A 15,294-nucleotide genomic window follows, 5' to 3' on the forward strand; every position below is an offset into this window, starting at 1 on the left:
GCCGGTTTTGCACCGAATACATCAGGGAGCAAAAATCAACAGGATACGATCTGCCAGCTCGGCAATAGAGAGCCCTTTGCCTCGCGGCTTGAACCAACTGTAGGTATGGCTGAGGGCTCCCACTAACAGGCGTCGCACCAGTGCCGCATCCCCACCAGGGCACTTGGCCGCTCGAATCGCAATTAACCAAATATGCTCGTATTCATCCCGCAACCGCAACACTTCCTTGCGACTGTCTTTAGACAGGCTGCGCCATTCCAATACCAGAATGGAAAACCCCGGCACCGCCTGGCCGTGAATCGCCTCCAGTTCCGATTGAATACAGGCGCGCAATTTATCCCGCGGTGACTCGGCCTGTTGCATCGCACTGCGCATACGCGCACTGGCAAAAATAGTGACCTCCCGCATCACCGCGCAGAGAATCTGCTCTTTACTGGCAAAATGGTGGAAGATACTGCCGGACAGAATACCGACTTCGGAAGCGATATCCCGCACCGTGGTTCGAGCGTAGCCCTTCTGCTCAAACTGCCGCGCGGCCACATTGAGGAGGCGCCCTCGGGGAGAGCCCGGATCGGTGAGTTCCCCCCGCTCTACCAACGCGCCGATCAATTGTTGCGGACTCAGGTTTTGCCCTAACCGGGCCAGACTTGCGGCGCCTTTGTGCACTGAACACCCCCCAAGAAAATCCGCATATGGTAACGGTCGGATGAATTTTTCACCAAACTGGGAACAATGGTTGAATACCAAGCGCTTGCTTGGTAGCGTTAGAGTATTCTGCGCATTCAGTCGCGCGGGTGCAAGCAACAACGATAAGAACTGACAAGCCTCAAGGGCTTGATAAAAGGACATTTTTATGCGCTATCACAGCCAGTTACGTCCCGGCAGCTTCAGTGAACAAACCCATATCGTCACCGGTGGCGGCAGTGGTATCGGCCGTTGTATCGCCCATGAACTGGCCAGCCTCGGCGCCCGCGTTTTCTTGATCGGGCGCAAGTTGGACAAACTGGAGCGTGTTGCCGGGGAGATCGCAAGTGACGGCGGCGAGTGCAGTTTCTATAGCCTCGATATCCGCGATGAGCAGGGTGTAAAGGATACGGTCGCCAAGATTGTGCAGGCTCAGGGTAGGATTCAGGGACTGGTGAACAACGCCGGCGGTCAGTTTCCCTCCGCATTGGAGCACATCCCCGCAAAGGGCTTTGACGCCGTCCTGCGCAGCAATCTGCTGGGTGGATTTCTGATGGCCCGGGAAGTGTATGTGCAATCTATGAAAACCCACGGTGGCAGTATCGTCAATATCACCGCAGACAACGCCGGTGGTATGCCGATGATGGGGCACTCCGGGGCGGCCCGTGCAGGCGTGGAAAACCTGACAGAAACCGCTGCACTGGAATGGGCGGCCTCCGGAGTCAGGGTCAATGCGGTGGCACCCGGTTATGTCCTCACCAGCGGCCTGGATACCTATGACCCGGAATTTCTGCGCGAACTGTTACCGGGCTTCCGCGAATCAATCCCCCTCTACCGCCTGGGCGAGGAAGCAGAGGTAAGCGGCGCTGTGTGCTTTCTACTGTCTGATGCTGCCGGCTATATCACCGGCCAGACATTGCGCATTGATGGTGGCTCCAGCCTCAAGCACCACTCCCCGCTCTGGCGCCCTGTGGCGGCCAACAGTGTCAAGCGCTTTAACGGCTTCCACCGCAAGCGCCGGCCCAAAGTGGTGGCAGCGCTGGAAGCAGAGGGCAAACTCTGATGCAACCCATCCACTCCCAACTGGACAACCGCTCCAGCGATTTCAACAATAATCGCACCGCAATGCTGGAGCAGATTGCCCACTTTCGCGAGGCCGAACAGCGGCCGCTGCAAGCCGAGCGGGAGCGCGCCTCCCGCTACCGGGAACGTGGCTGGCTGCTGCCCCGCGAGCGCCTCAACCTGTTGCTGGACCCGGGCGCCCCCTTTATTGAGCTGTGTGCTCTGGCGGGGTACAAGCTCTACGACGATCAGGACGGCAGTGGTGCCGGCGGCGGCGCTATCTGTGGTATTGGCCAGGTCAGCGGGCGCCGCTGCATGGTGCGGGTGGACAATTATGCAGTGAAAGGGGGCACCATTTCCCCTGCCGGAATGGATAAAGCCCTGCGCATACAGCAAATAGCACTGGAGAACCGCTTGTCGGTGGTCACCCTGGCGCAAAGTGGTGGCGCGAACCTGAAGTATGCCACCGACACCTTCGCCCCCGGCGGGCTCGGCTTCGCCAACCAGGCACGCATGTCCGCGGCCGGTATTCCTCAGATCACAGTCGTGCATGGTGGCGCCACAGCCGGTGGTGCTTACCAGCCAGGCCTGTCCGATTATGTGATAATGGTGCGTGGACAATCCGGCATGTATCTCGCGGGGCCCCCCCTGCTCAAGGCGGCAACCGGGGAAATTGCCGACGAGGAGAGCCTGGGCGGTGCAGAGATGCACTGCAGTGAGTCCGGCAGTGGCGACTACCTGGCGGAGAGCGACGCCGATGGCATCCGCTTGGCACGGGAAATAGTCGCTACCCTTCCCTGCCGGCATACCCCCAATCTCCCGGAGGAGTATGCAGACCCTCTCTATCCAATCGACGACCTGCTCGGCTTGATTCCCGCCGACAGCAAAAAACCCTATGATGTGCGCGAACTCCTCGCACGCATCGCCGACGGCTCGGCGATGCTGGATTTTAAAGCACAATTTGACCGACAGACTGTCTGTGGCCATATCCGCATTGAAGGACAAGCAGTGGGCATTATCGGCAACAACGGCCCCATCACCCCCAAGGGCGCCAACAAGGCCGCACAGTTTATCCAGCTGTGTGAACAAAGTGGCACGCCACTGCTGTTTTTGCACAACACCACTGGCTTTATGGTCGGTACCGAGGTCGAACATCACGGCATTATCAAACATGGGGCCAAAATGATTCAGGCTGTCGCCAACGCCAGGGTAGCCAAGCTCAGTATCCTGGTGGGCGGCTCCTATGGTGCCGGTAACTACGCCATGTGTGGGCGCGGCTTCGGCCCGCGTTTTATTTTTGCCTGGCCCAATGCGCGCACCGCGGTCATGGGCGCAGCTCAGGCCGGCAAGGTTTTGCGCATTGTTACCGAACAGAAAATGGCGCGCAGCGGTCAGGTAGATACTGCGTTACTGGACAAACTGGAAAACGACACCAGTGCCTTTATGCAGGCAAATTCCGATGCCCTGGCCTGCAGCGCCCGCCTGTGGGACGACGGCATTATCGATCCCCGCGACACGCGTAAACTGCTGGGCATGCTGCTGGCAATCTGTCGCGAGGCGGGATCTGTTCCAGCGCGCCAAAATACCTTTGGCGTAGCGAGGTTCTAGTCATGTTGCACCTGGCCCGGGAATCTCAACCGGACGAAAGGCAGTCAGTTCGCGAATAAAAAACCCCCGCAGAAAAAGCCCATAAAGAGGATAAAGCATTCATGATACTCAGCGAACAACACCGGGAATTACAGCGTACGGTAGAGCATTTTGTAGAGCAGGAAATCAACCCCCATGTAGAGGCGTGGGAAAAAGCCGGCAGCTTTCCCATTCGCGATATCTTCAGGCAGCTGGGAGATTTGGGCCTGCTGGGCATCAGCAAGTCCAGCGATTACGGCGGCCTCGGGCTCGACTTCAGCTATGAAACCGTTTTTCTGGAAGCCCTGGGCGGTGCCCATTGCGGTGGTGTGCCCCTGGCCATTTCGGTGCAGACTGCCATGTGCACCCCGGCACTGGCAAACTTTGCCAGCGACGACCTGCGCCGGCAATTCCTGATCCCGGCGATTCGCGGGGAGATGGTCGGCGCCATCGCCGTATCCGAATCCGGTGCCGGCTCGGATGTGGCCGCCATCAAGACTACGGCAAAAAATGATGGTGGCGATTATCTGGTCAACGGCAACAAGATGTGGATCACCAACGCACCCTGCGCCGACTTTTTCTGCACCCTGGTCAACACCAGTGAAGGCAAGGCCCACAAGAACAAATCCCTGCTGATTATTCCCGCCAAAACACCGGGACTGCGCATCGGGAAAAAACTGGAGAAGCTGGGGATGCGCTCCTCGGAAACCGCACCGGTATTTTTTGACAATGTGCGGGTTCCCAAACACTTCCGTATCGGCGACGAGGGGTCCGGCTTTCTGTTGCAGATGCTGCAATTCCAGGAGGAGCGTCTCGCCGGTGCCGCCCTGACCCTGAAGGGCCTGGAAAATTGTATCAGCAGTACCATTGAGTACGTGCGCGAGCGCCACGCTTTCACGGCACGGCTGCTCGACAATCAGACCGTGCACTTTGCCTTGGCGGAAATGCAATCCGAAGTGGAGTGTCTGCGGGCACTCACCTGGCGTGCGGTAGAAGCCTATGTGGCGGGTGAGGATGTCACTACGCTGGCCTCCATGGCAAAGCTCAAAGCGGGCCGCTTGTCCCGCACCATTCCCGATCAATGCCTGCAGTTCTGGGGTGGCATGGGCTATATCGAGGAAACCAGCATCAACCGTGCCTACCGCGATAGCCGTCTCACTGCCATCGGTGGCGGCGCCGATGAAGTAATGCTCGGTATTATCTGCAAGTTGATGGGCATCCTGCCCGGCAAACGCAAGTCCGGCGAATAGAGTGGGCCCACTATGCAAACCATCATTGATGAAACTGTGGGCATTGCCCGGCACCTCACCCTCAACCGCCCCCGACAACGCAACGCCATCAGCCTGCCAATGGTGGACGAGCTGCTACAGAAGCTGACAGAGGCGGAGGCCGCTTCGCAGACCCGGGTACTGGTACTGCGCGGTGCCGAACACAACTTCTGTGCAGGTGGGGATATTGGCGATATGCTCACTGCCCAACAAAACGCCAGCGACGGCGATACGGATGCCTTTTATCACCTGAACCGCCGCTTCGGCGAACTGCTGGAAAGAGTCAACAGCTCCTCGCTGGTAGTGATTGCCGTACTCGAAGGCGCTGTGATGGGTGGCGGTTTTGGGCTGGCCTGCAGTGCCGACATCGCCATTGCCGATCACAGCTGCCGCTTCGCGTTACCGGAAACCCGACTGGGCCTGCCACCGGCACAGATTGCACCGTTTGTGGTTGCCCGCGTGGGCCTGTCCCAGGCGAGGCGGCTGGCATTGGGTGGCACCACGCTGAAAGCACGGGAGGCACTGGATATCGGCCTGATTCACCAGCTGCTGGACAGCTCCACGACGTTGGAGGCCGCACTGCAGGGACACCTGGACAATATCAATGCCTGCGCGCCAGGAGCCCTGGCTACCACCAAATATCTGCTTTTACAGGCCGCACAGATTGCCGACAAATATGCCCTGAGCCACCTCCTCGATGACGCTGCGAAACATTTTTCCAATGCCATTCAGGGTAGCGAAGGTCGTGAAGGCGCCCGTGCCTTTATGGAAAAACGCGCACCGGAGTGGCAACACTGATGTCCGCACCAGCCACACTCCTGATCGCCAACCGCGGGGAAATTGCCCTGCGCATCCTGCGCACGGCCCGAGCGGAGGGTTATCGTACCGTTGCCGTGTTCAGCGATGCGGATCGCCACGCACCCCATGCCAATAGCGCCGACCTGGCCGTTGCCCTCGGCGGCCGGACTTCCGCAGAATCCTATCTGGATATTGACAAAATCCTCTCTGCCGCAAGAACAACCGGGGCCACCGCCATTCATCCCGGCTATGGATTCCTGGCCGAAAATGCCGATTTTGCCCGTGCCTGTACAGAGAACGGCCTGCAGTTTATCGGCCCAAGCGCTGATGTTATTGAACTGATGGGCAACAAACGGCGCGCCAAAGCGTTTGTCTCAGATGCCGGTGTGCCCTGTATTCCCGGCTTTCAGGGGGCCCAGGACGACCGCACCCTGATGGCTGAGGCGGACCGGATTGGCTTCCCCCTGATGATCAAGGCCGCCGCTGGCGGCGGCGGCCGCGGCATGCGTCTCGCCCACAGCAGCGACGAACTGGCAGCACTGCTGCACGCTGCGCGCAGTGAATCCCAGAGCGCCTTTGGCAGCGGTGAACTGATTCTGGAAAAGGCCCTGGTCGGCGCCCGCCATATCGAAATCCAGGTGTTTGCCGACCGGCACGGCAACTGCATCCACCTGGGCGAGCGCGACTGCTCTGTACAGCGACGCCACCAGAAAGTGGTCGAGGAATCCCCCTCCCCGGGAGTGGAAGCAGACCTGCGCAGAGCCATGGGTGAAGCCGCAGTAGCCGCGGCACGCGCCTGCGCCTATGAGGGCGCCGGTACGGTGGAGTTCCTGCTCTGCCCCGACGGCGAATTCTATTTCCTGGAAATGAACACCCGCTTGCAGGTGGAGCACCCGGTAACAGAAATGGTAACCGGATTCGATCTGGTGGCCTGGCAACTGGCTGTAGCCCGTAGCGAAGCGCTGCCGGTTACCCAGCAGCAGGTCAGCCAGTGCGGCCACGCCATTGAAGTGCGCCTCTATGCGGAAGATCCCGGACAGCAATTTCTGCCCCAGGCGGGGCCTATCCTCTACTGGCGTGAACCCAGTGGGGAAGGAGTACGCCTTGATCACGCTGTGCGGGAGGGCGTTGAAATCACCCCCTTCTACGATCCCATGCTGGGCAAGCTGATCGCTTGGGGAAGGGACCGAGAAACCGCCCGGAGAAAACTGCAACAAGCACTGGCACAGCTGCAGCTGATTGGCCCAAAAAACAATATTCGCTTTTTGTACCGACTACTGGCAGAGCCTGAATTTGTGTCCGGCAAGGCCGATACCGGCTTTCTGGATACCATCACCCACCTCACTGTACCCGAGGCAATATCCAGCGATTGGGTGGCACTAGCGGCGGTACTCAATCATCAGCGTTATCTGAAACCGCAGGATAGACGCGGGGGGCGCACTAACTGGCGCAGTGGCGACAGCAGTGCCCACCTGCACTACTGGCTCAGCAGCGAAGGGCGAGACTTTGAGTGCACGCTGCTGCCACTGGGGCCACACCGCTACCGCGTGAGCGTGGCGGATCAGACCCATGAAATTGCCGTGCAGCCACAGGCGCTCGACAATACCGCGATCGCCATCATAACGCTCGACGGTGTCACCCAGAGCACTCTTTTCCTGCAACAGGGCTGTAGCCTCTACCTGTTGCGGGCGGGTCGCCAGCTGCAGTTCGAAGACCGGAGCCAGAAGCCATTACAGGCAAGCCTCGGCCAGGGCAGTGGCCAAATTACCGCCCCGATGGACGGCTCCCTGCTGGAGGTGCTGGTAGAGCTGAATCAGGCCGTGCGCTGCGGCGATATCCTCGCCGTGATGGAAGCCATGAAGATGGAACACCCCCTGCGCGCGGATCGCGATGGCACCGTTATCAAACTGGGAGCCTGCGCCGGCGATCAGGTGCGCGGCGGTCAGCTTCTGGTACAGATAGAGGCCGCCCCCAGCGGAACGCCCAGACGCCGTCAATGACCCTTGCTAGAGGATGCCACCGTGTACGATATCGATGCCACCCGTATGGCCAGCCCTTTCTACGGAGAGAGCCACCGGCAGTGGCGCAACCAATTGCGCCGTTTTGTCGAGCGGGAAATCCAGCCCCACATCACCTGCTGGGACGAGCAGGGCCTGCTGCCGGAGACACTCTGGGAAAAGGCTGCCGAAGTGGGCCTGCTGCAAATGGGCTACCCCGAGTGCTATGGCGGTACTGAGACGGATGCCTTTCATATGATTGTTGCCGCCGAGGAACTGGCGCGCACCGGTGCAGGTGGTCTCTATGCCAGCCTGATGGTACATGGTATCGCCCTGCCCCCCCTGCTGCACTATGGCAGCGATGCCCTGAAAGACGCGGTGATACCGGCGGTACTGCGCGGCGAAAGACAAATCTCCCTGGCTGTCACCGAACCCGGTGCCGGCTCTGACGTGGCCAATCTCCAATGCCGCGCGGTGCGCGATGGCGACAGCTACATTGTAAACGGGGAAAAAACCTATATTACCGGTGGTATGCGGGCCCACTGGTTTACTACTGCCGTGCGCACCGGCGGCGAGGGTTTTGACGGTATCTCCCTGTTGCTGATACCGGCGAACGCACAGGGGGTCAGCCGGCAGCTACTGGACAAAAAGCAGGGCTGGTGGTGCTCAGATACCGCCAGTATCTTCTTTGACCAGGTCCGCGTGCCCGCGGACAATAGAATCGGCGTTGAAAACCACGGCTTCCTGCCCATAGTGCACAATTTCAACCATGAACGTCTGGGTATCGCCGCTTCCTGTGTGGAATACAGCCGTGTCTGCCTGCAGGATGCGATCGAATGGGCCCAGGCCCGGGAGACTTTCGGTAAATGCCTCGCCAGTCACCAGGTGATCCGCCACAAGTTCGCACAGATGCTGCAACGCATCAATGCCACCCAGGCCTATCTGGACCTCTGTGCCTGGGCTGAACAGCAACAGCAACTCAAAGTGGCTGAAGTCGCTCTGCTCAAGGTTCAGGCCACAGAAACCCTCGAGTACTGTGCCCGGGAAGCCATGCAGGTGCTCGGCGGCGCCGGCTATATGCGCGGTGGTCGGGTTGAGCGCATCTATCGAGAGGTACGGGTCAATGCAATCGGGGGTGGCTCTGAGGAAATCATGCGGGATTTGGCTTCCAGGCAGATGGGGATTTAGGGGGTTCTCACACTCAGCGCAGCTGACTTCGCCCAGCGACAAATGCGCGGCGGGTACTTGCAGCCAGTATCCCCGGCCGGACAACCTATAAAGCATTTGCTCGGCCGGATTATGGGCTTTATTTTCCCACTCAGATCGCAATCGACAATCCACATCCACCCTCACATAGCGCTTGCCAATGGAACAAATTAAGCCAAACTATTTCGCCCACAGGTTTCTATCGCCTATTATACGGCCCAAACTGACAGCCTCTCCGATTAAAAAACAAACAACCTGGTGAGCTTCTGGCTCACTGTTTCCCTTGCACACCGACGAATTTTTAAGAGTACTTCATGAGTAGCAACCACCATCGACTGATCATTCTCGGCTCGGGCCCCGCCGGGTACACCGCTGCGATCTACGCAGCCCGTGCAAATCTAAAACCTGTAGTTATCACCGGTATGCAACAGGGTGGACAATTGACCACGACTACAGAGGTGGAAAACTGGCCGGGTGGTGCTGCGGACTTGCAGGGACCCGACCTGATGGTCCAGATGCAGGCGCACGCGGAGCGCTTCGACACCCAGGTTATTTTTGATCACATCGAATCAGTAGATTTGAAGCAACGGCCATTTACACTGCAGGGCAACAGGACTTATACCTGCGATGCACTGATTATTGCCACCGGTGCCTCTGCCCAGTATTTGGGGCTGCCATCGGAAGCGGCCTATCAAGGCCGCGGCGTCAGCGCCTGCGCGACCTGCGATGGTTTCTTTTACCGCGATCAGAAAGTAGCCGTGGTTGGTGGCGGTAATACCGCTGTAGAAGAAGCGCTTTACCTGTCCAATATCGCCAGCGAAGTAACCCTCATCCACCGCCGCGATCAGCTTCGGGCAGAGAAAATTCTGCAGGATCGCCTGATGGAAAAAGTGCAAAACGGCAATATTACTGTCTGCTGGCAGCACACGCTGGAAGCAGTTCTGGGCGATGATAATGGCGTTACCGGCCTGCGTCTGCGCAGCACACAGGACAACTCCACCAGGGAACTGGTTGTCTCCGGCGTCTTTATCGCCATCGGTCATAAGCCAAATACCGACATGTTTGAGGGGCAGCTGGAGATGCATGGTGGCTATATCATTGTCCGCAATGGCCTTGAGGGGAATGCCACCCAGACTTCTGTCGCAGGCGTTTTTGCCGCAGGCGATGTGTCCGATCATATCTACCGCCAGGCGGTGACCTCTGCCGGTACTGGCTGTATGGCGGCGCTGGATGCCGAGCGCTTCCTGGACGCGCAATAGCAAAGCAACCCCGATACCCGGCTGACAGGCCTCCGGGTATTGTGTAGCCCCTCAAACAGGAGTCAGACCATGGTAGGGAGTCGTACCCAACACTTGGTGTGGCTCGACGATCAGCATATCGCCTTCCCGTCCACAGCAGCAGCACTGACGGATCCCAACGGGTTGCTGGCTGCGGGGGGGGACCTGACCCCCGAGTGGCTGCTGGCTGCCTACCGGCGGGGGATTTTTCCCTGGTACTCAGACGGCCAACCCATCCTCTGGTGGAGCCCCTCCCCCCGTTGCGTGGTTTTTCCGCAGGCATTCCGTGTGGGCCGCAGCCTGCAAAAAGTGTTGCGCCGCAAAACCTTCAGGGTCACATTTGACCGAGCATTCGAATCTGTTATCGATGGCTGCCGCATTCAGAGGGCCAGCGGGGAGGGTACCTGGATTACCGACAGGCTGCGCCGGGCATTTATCCACATGCACCATCTCGGTCTCAGCCACTCTGTGGAGGTATGGCGCAATGGTGATCTTGTTGGAGGACTCTATGGTATCGCTCTGGGCCGTGTATTTTTCGGGGAGTCGATGTTTCACCGTGAGAAAGACGCCTCCAAAGTCGCTTTTGTTCACCTGGTTCGGCAATTAGAATTGTGGGGCTGCCCGTTGATCGACTGCCAGGTGGGCAGTCCTCACCTGACCAGCTTGGGGGCAGTGGAGATCTATCGCAGGGATTTCGAACACTTGTTGAAAAGCGGGCTGAAACAACCCGCCTTTGCAAAGCCCTGGAAGCTTTCGTGGACTTATGGGTAAATACTCTCAGTTGGATTCAGTCCGCCTCTTGGCCACTCTGCCCCACCCCTGTGGCTACCTGCCGGACCGGGAAGCCAATACGGTATTTGTAGACCCGCAGACCGAGGTGGATCAACGTCTATACAACTACCTTTCGGAGCTGGGATTCCGCCGCAGCGGCGCCTACTTGTACCGCCCCCAGTGCGCCACCTGCAAGGCTTGCATCCCGGCGCGGGTACCGGTGAATCTGTTTGTCCCCAGCCGCAATCAGCGCCGCTGCTGGAAGCGCAACCGGGACCTGGATATCTTCCATATTGAATCCATCGACACCGATGAGCACTACGCGCTCTACGCACGCTATATTGAACAGCGCCACGCCGACGGTGAGATGTACCCCCCCGGTCGCGAGCAATATCGCAATTTCCTGTGCCAGGCCTGGGGCGCCACGCGCTATTTCGAATTGCGCGCTCGGGGCAAACTGGTCGCTGTGACTGTGACCGATCTGCTCACCGCGGGCCTGTCCGCCATCTATACTTTCTTCGACCCGGAGGAGGACAAGCGAAGCCTGGGCAGTTACTGTATTCTCTACCAGATTGAGTGGGCAAGACGACTCGGCCTTTCCAACCTTTATTTAGGCTATTGGATTGAGCAGTGCCATAAAATGGCCTACAAAAGCCAGTTCCAGCCGATAGAAATGCTCGTGGAGAACCGCTGGAGACTGAAACCCCGCTAGCGCTATCATACGCGCCCTTTGCTCTAGCGCATCTTTTCGTGCAAAATGCTCGCCCGTCGAACCGCGGCTAGGCCAGAGTGTCTCCGGGGTACAGGTCAGATCAAGATATTTTAAGGTTGCTGCCGCATGGCAAAAGACGATTATATTGAAATGGAAGGCGAGGTGATTGACACTCTGCCGAATACCACCTTCCGCGTGAAGCTGGAAAACGGACATGTGATCATCGCACATATCTCGGGGAAAATGCGCAAAAACTATATTCGCATCCTCACCGGTGACAAGGTCAAGGTGGAACTGACCCCCTACGATCTGAGCAAGGGGCGTATCACCTACCGGGCGCGCTAATCTGCGCATTGGTGAAGGCGCCTTTCCGGCAGCTTGACCATACAAAAAAAGCCACCACAGGTGGCTTTATTTGTTGCAATCGCGCATCCATCGATAATCAGGCTGGCACGGCGGTTTTTATTGCCAACTCATCATTTTCTATCGTCACTCTCACACGCCCTCCCTCTTCCGCCAACTCACCGAACAGAACGGCTTCGGCCAGGGGTTTACGCAACTTGTCGCGAATCAGGCGGGACATGGGGCGGGCCCCCATTTTTTCATCGTAACCGTGCACGGCCAGCCACTCGCGAGCCTCATCATCCACAACCAGGGTCACCCGTGAATCATCCAGTTGCGTCTGTAGTTCGACAATCAACTTGTCTACCACCGTTTTCACTACATCCAGTGGCAGGGCAGCAAACTGGATAACGCTGTCCAGGCGGTTGCGGAACTCTGGGGTGAATATCTTTTTGATCTCCTCCATACCATCCGTGGAATGATCCTGACTGGAGAAACCAATTGAGCGGCGGCTCATCAACTCGGCGCCGGCGTTCGTGGTCATAATCAGGATCACATTGCGGAAGTCGGCCTTGCGCCCGTTGTTATCCGTGAGGGTGCCGTGATCCATCACCTGCAGAAGTAGATTAAACACCTCGGGGTGGGCTTTTTCAATTTCATCCAGCAAAACCACGCTGTGGGGATGCTTGGTAACAGCGTCGGTCAGCAGGCCGCCCTGGTCAAATCCCACATAGCCCGGCGGCGCCCCGATCAGGCGGGAAACCGTGTGCCGCTCCATATACTCCGACATATCAAAGCGAATCAGTTCAATGCCCATCACCTTCGCCAACTGCCGACACAACTCGGTCTTGCCGACACCGGTGGGGCCGGAAAACAGGAAGGAGCCTATCGGTTTCTCTTCGGCACCCAAACCCGCACGACTGAGCTTGATTGCGGTACTGAGTGCCTCGATAGCCCGATCCTGGCCAAAAACCACCATCTTGAGGTTATCGTCGAGTTTGGACAGCTGCTCTTTATCCGACGCAGAAACACTCTTGGCCGGGATACGGGCCATTTTTGCGATCACCGACTCAATTTCCCCCACGCCAATGATCTCTGTACGCTCCTCAAGGGGCAATAGCGATTGGTAGGCGCCGGCCTCATCGATGACATCGATGGCCTTATCCGGAAGAAAACGCTCGGTGATATGGCGGCTGGAAAGCTGCGCCGCCGCTTCCAGAGCCGCCTCGGTAAAACGCACCTTGTGGTGATCCTCGAAGCAGCTCCTAAGCCCCTGCAGAATCTGCACCGTCTCCTCCACGGTTGGCTCGCTCACATCAATCTTCTGGAAGCGACGGGACAAGGCGCGATCTTTTTCGAAGATACCGCGATACTCCGTGAATGTGGTGGAGCCGATACAGCGCAGATGGCCACTGGAGAGCAGCGGTTTAAGCAGGTTGGAGGCGTCCATTACGCCACCAGAGGCTGCTCCGGCACCGATAATGGTATGGATCTCATCGATAAACAGCACCGCGTGCTCACGCTTCCTCAGTTCGGCCAACAGTGCCTTGAAGCGCTTCTCGAAATCCCCACGGTACTTGGTACCGGCCAGCAAAGAACCGAGATCCAGTGAGTAGATGGTACTCTCTTTGAGGGGCTCGGGAATATCCTCATCCACAATGCGCCGTGCAAGTCCTTCGGCGATAGCCGTTTTACCGACGCCGGACTCGCCAACCAGCAATGGATTGTTTTTACGCCGGCGTGCCAGCACCTGGGTAACCCGCTCCACCTCCGGGCCGCGCCCCACCAGGGGGTCGATACGGCCTAGAATAGCCTCCTGGTTCAAGTTGGTGGCGTAGCTTCCCAGAGGGTCCGCACCACCGGCTTCGGTACCACCGCCAATCTCTTCGTCGACCTGCTCTGGGGCAGCATCGGGGCTGTGGTGGTGATTGTTGCCACTGGAACCGACACGAGAAATTCCGTGAGTGATGTAATTGACCACATCGATGCGCGCAACACTCTGCTGCTTCAGATAGTAAACAGCCTGGCTTTCCTGCTCGCAAAAGATCGCCACCAGGACATTGGCCCCGGTCACTTCTTTTTTGCCGGAGGATTGGACGTGGAAAACGGCCCGCTGCAGGACTCTCTGGAACCCGAGTGTCGGCTGGGTTTCGCGGTCGGTATCGGCCTCGGGAATCAGTGGGGTGGTGGAATCCACAAACTCCAGCAGTTCACGCCGCAGCGCACTGAGATCGGCTCCGCAGGCATGCAATACATCGGCTGCCGATTCATTGTCCAAAAGTGCCAGCAACAGGTGCTCTACGGTCATGAATTCGTGCCGTTTTGCGCGCGCACCCTTGAACGCCAGATTAAGCGTTACCTCTAAGTCCTTGCTGAGCATTTAAACCTCAAACCGTAATCGCCAATAGTTCCCGCCGACTCCGCTGGTTGGCGCGCACCCTTTGCCGGCGTCTGTATCCTGGCTGATTCCTTTCAGGTGACGGGGCCCTAGTTCAAAGGCAGCTCTGTTCAAGCTCACTGGTCTTTACTTTCATCCGCCTCAATCTCGCACAGCAATGGATGTTCATTCTCCTGGGCGAATTGATTGACCTGGGCGGCCTTTGTCTCCGCTATATCCCGAGTATAGACACCGCACACTGCTTTTCCCCGCGTGTGTACCTGCAGCATCAACTGCGTGGCACGCTCCCGATTGACACCAAAAAACCGCTCCAGAGTCTCAACCACAAAGTCCATGGGGGTATAGTCATCATTGAGCATCACCACCTTGTACATCGGGGGCCGCTTTAACTTTGGTGGCGCCTCTTCCAGGGCGAGCCCACCGTCTGAGAACCCGCGATCCTCGAGGTCTCCCCCCCCTTCACTGGCATTTAGTTTAATGATTTGCGTAATACTCATAAAAATTATCAATGCATTCTTTCTTTCGAGCCCGGACGTTGCCACCTGCACAAACACTAATGACCTGCCATTGTAACCTTATTTGACCATCGACACAGGAATACCGCAGTAGCCAACTGGGTTTCTTGACATTCTCACGCCAGTTGACTACAAGAGGTACTGTCTGCCTCATTCGCAGCCATTAATCGCAGTCAGGATCGCAGCCGATTCATTCGCAGTTCAAATAAAAATAAAAACTCTGTACGGTGGCCAGGGGGCCGCCTGGGCAATTAGAGGGAGTTCGCTATGCCTACCGGTACCGTGAAGTGGTTCAATAATGCCAAGGGATATGGATTTATTCTTGCGGATGACGGAGGGGAGGACCTTTTTGCACACTACTCCGCAATTCAGATGGAGGGTTATCGAACCCTGAAAGCTGGCCAACAGGTCACTTTTGATATCATTCGAGGCGATAAAGGTTATCACGCAACCAATATTTCCACTGTGCCTGCAGGGGACTCCAGACCCGTCAGTCACGAAACTGAGTCGATGCCTTCTGAAGCACTCAGGGAAAAGGAAGCCGAGGCGCTGGATTAGACGCCCTACCCGGCTATACACTCAGGCAAAAAAGCCCTCCACCTGCCGGTGAAGGGCTTGTCTGCAGCCGTCGCCCGGAC

The 15,294-nt window shown here is 57.8% G+C and carries 14 protein-coding genes; 11 read left to right on the forward strand and 3 right to left on the reverse strand.

Annotated features, from left to right (window positions below):
- Positions 1–21: 21 nt before the first annotated feature.
- Positions 22–666 carry a TetR/AcrR family transcriptional regulator gene (locus tag M8T91_RS10125; RefSeq protein ID WP_301413990.1) on the reverse strand — a complete coding sequence of 215 codons (645 nt, stop codon included), beginning with the start codon at positions 664–666 and terminating at the stop codon, positions 22–24.
- Between the two features lie 187 nt (positions 667–853).
- Here M8T91_RS10125 and M8T91_RS10130 point away from each other — a divergent pair, with 187 nt between their 5' ends.
- The 10 genes from M8T91_RS10130 to infA all read left to right on the forward strand — a co-directional run bounded on the left by M8T91_RS10130 (position 854) and on the right by infA (position 11,746).
- A complete protein-coding gene (locus M8T91_RS10130) occupies positions 854–1,747 on the forward strand; it encodes an SDR family oxidoreductase (protein ID WP_301413992.1) in 894 nt (297 codons plus the stop codon).
- A complete protein-coding gene (locus M8T91_RS10135) occupies positions 1,747–3,354 on the forward strand; it encodes an acyl-CoA carboxylase subunit beta (RefSeq protein ID WP_301413994.1) in 1,608 nt (535 codons plus the stop codon). Before M8T91_RS10130 ends, M8T91_RS10135 begins: the two co-directional genes overlap by 1 nt.
- A 101-nt stretch (positions 3,355–3,455) precedes the next feature.
- Positions 3,456–4,622, forward strand: coding sequence for an acyl-CoA dehydrogenase family protein (locus M8T91_RS10140; RefSeq protein ID WP_301413995.1), 1,167 nt, complete (start codon positions 3,456–3,458; stop codon positions 4,620–4,622).
- A gap of 12 nt (positions 4,623–4,634) precedes the next feature.
- Positions 4,635–5,438, forward strand: a complete 804-nt coding sequence (locus M8T91_RS10145) for an enoyl-CoA hydratase/isomerase family protein (RefSeq protein WP_301413996.1) — start codon at positions 4,635–4,637, stop codon at positions 5,436–5,438.
- Positions 5,438–7,438 (forward strand): ATP-binding protein, encoded by a 2,001-nt coding sequence (locus M8T91_RS10150; RefSeq protein WP_301413998.1) that lies wholly within the window; start codon positions 5,438–5,440, stop codon positions 7,436–7,438. The genes M8T91_RS10145 and M8T91_RS10150 overlap by 1 nt, the downstream gene beginning before the upstream one ends.
- A gap of 21 nt (positions 7,439–7,459) precedes the next feature.
- Entirely contained in the window at positions 7,460–8,623 is a 1,164-nt protein-coding gene (locus M8T91_RS10155) for an acyl-CoA dehydrogenase family protein (RefSeq protein WP_301414001.1), read from the forward strand.
- Between the two features lie 332 nt (positions 8,624–8,955).
- Positions 8,956–9,900, forward strand: a complete 945-nt coding sequence (trxB, locus tag M8T91_RS10160; protein ID WP_301414005.1) for a thioredoxin-disulfide reductase — start codon at positions 8,956–8,958, stop codon at positions 9,898–9,900.
- 69 nt (positions 9,901–9,969) lie between these two features.
- Positions 9,970–10,689: a leucyl/phenylalanyl-tRNA--protein transferase gene (gene aat, locus M8T91_RS10165; protein WP_301414007.1), complete on the forward strand. Its 720-nt coding sequence runs from the start codon at positions 9,970–9,972 to the stop codon at positions 10,687–10,689.
- Complete coding sequence (locus tag M8T91_RS10170; RefSeq protein WP_301414009.1) at positions 10,682–11,401, forward strand: arginyltransferase; 720 nt, start codon at positions 10,682–10,684, stop codon at positions 11,399–11,401. The genes aat and M8T91_RS10170 overlap by 8 nt, the downstream gene beginning before the upstream one ends.
- A 126-nt stretch (positions 11,402–11,527) precedes the next feature.
- A complete protein-coding gene (gene infA, locus M8T91_RS10175) occupies positions 11,528–11,746 on the forward strand; it encodes a translation initiation factor IF-1 (protein WP_299943510.1) in 219 nt (72 codons plus the stop codon).
- 97 nt (positions 11,747–11,843) lie between these two features.
- On the opposite strand, the gene clpA is transcribed toward infA, so the two are convergent.
- Both clpA and clpS read right to left on the reverse strand, forming a co-directional pair.
- A complete protein-coding gene (gene clpA, locus M8T91_RS10180) occupies positions 11,844–14,123 on the reverse strand; it encodes an ATP-dependent Clp protease ATP-binding subunit ClpA (RefSeq protein ID WP_301414011.1) in 2,280 nt (759 codons plus the stop codon).
- 134 nt (positions 14,124–14,257) lie between these two features.
- The gene (gene clpS / locus M8T91_RS10185; RefSeq protein ID WP_301414013.1) at positions 14,258–14,638 is read right to left on the reverse strand and encodes an ATP-dependent Clp protease adapter ClpS; all 381 of its coding nucleotides are present in this window, start codon (positions 14,636–14,638) and stop codon (positions 14,258–14,260) included.
- 285 nt (positions 14,639–14,923) lie between these two features.
- Between clpS and cspD the strand changes: the two genes are divergently transcribed.
- Positions 14,924–15,214, forward strand: coding sequence for a cold shock domain-containing protein CspD (cspD, locus tag M8T91_RS10190; protein WP_301414015.1), 291 nt, complete (start codon positions 14,924–14,926; stop codon positions 15,212–15,214).
- Positions 15,215–15,294: the final 80 nt, after the last annotated feature.

The organism is Microbulbifer sp. MI-G (assembly GCF_030440425.1).
Classification (GTDB): Bacteria; Pseudomonadota; Gammaproteobacteria; order Pseudomonadales; family Cellvibrionaceae; genus Microbulbifer; species Microbulbifer spongiae.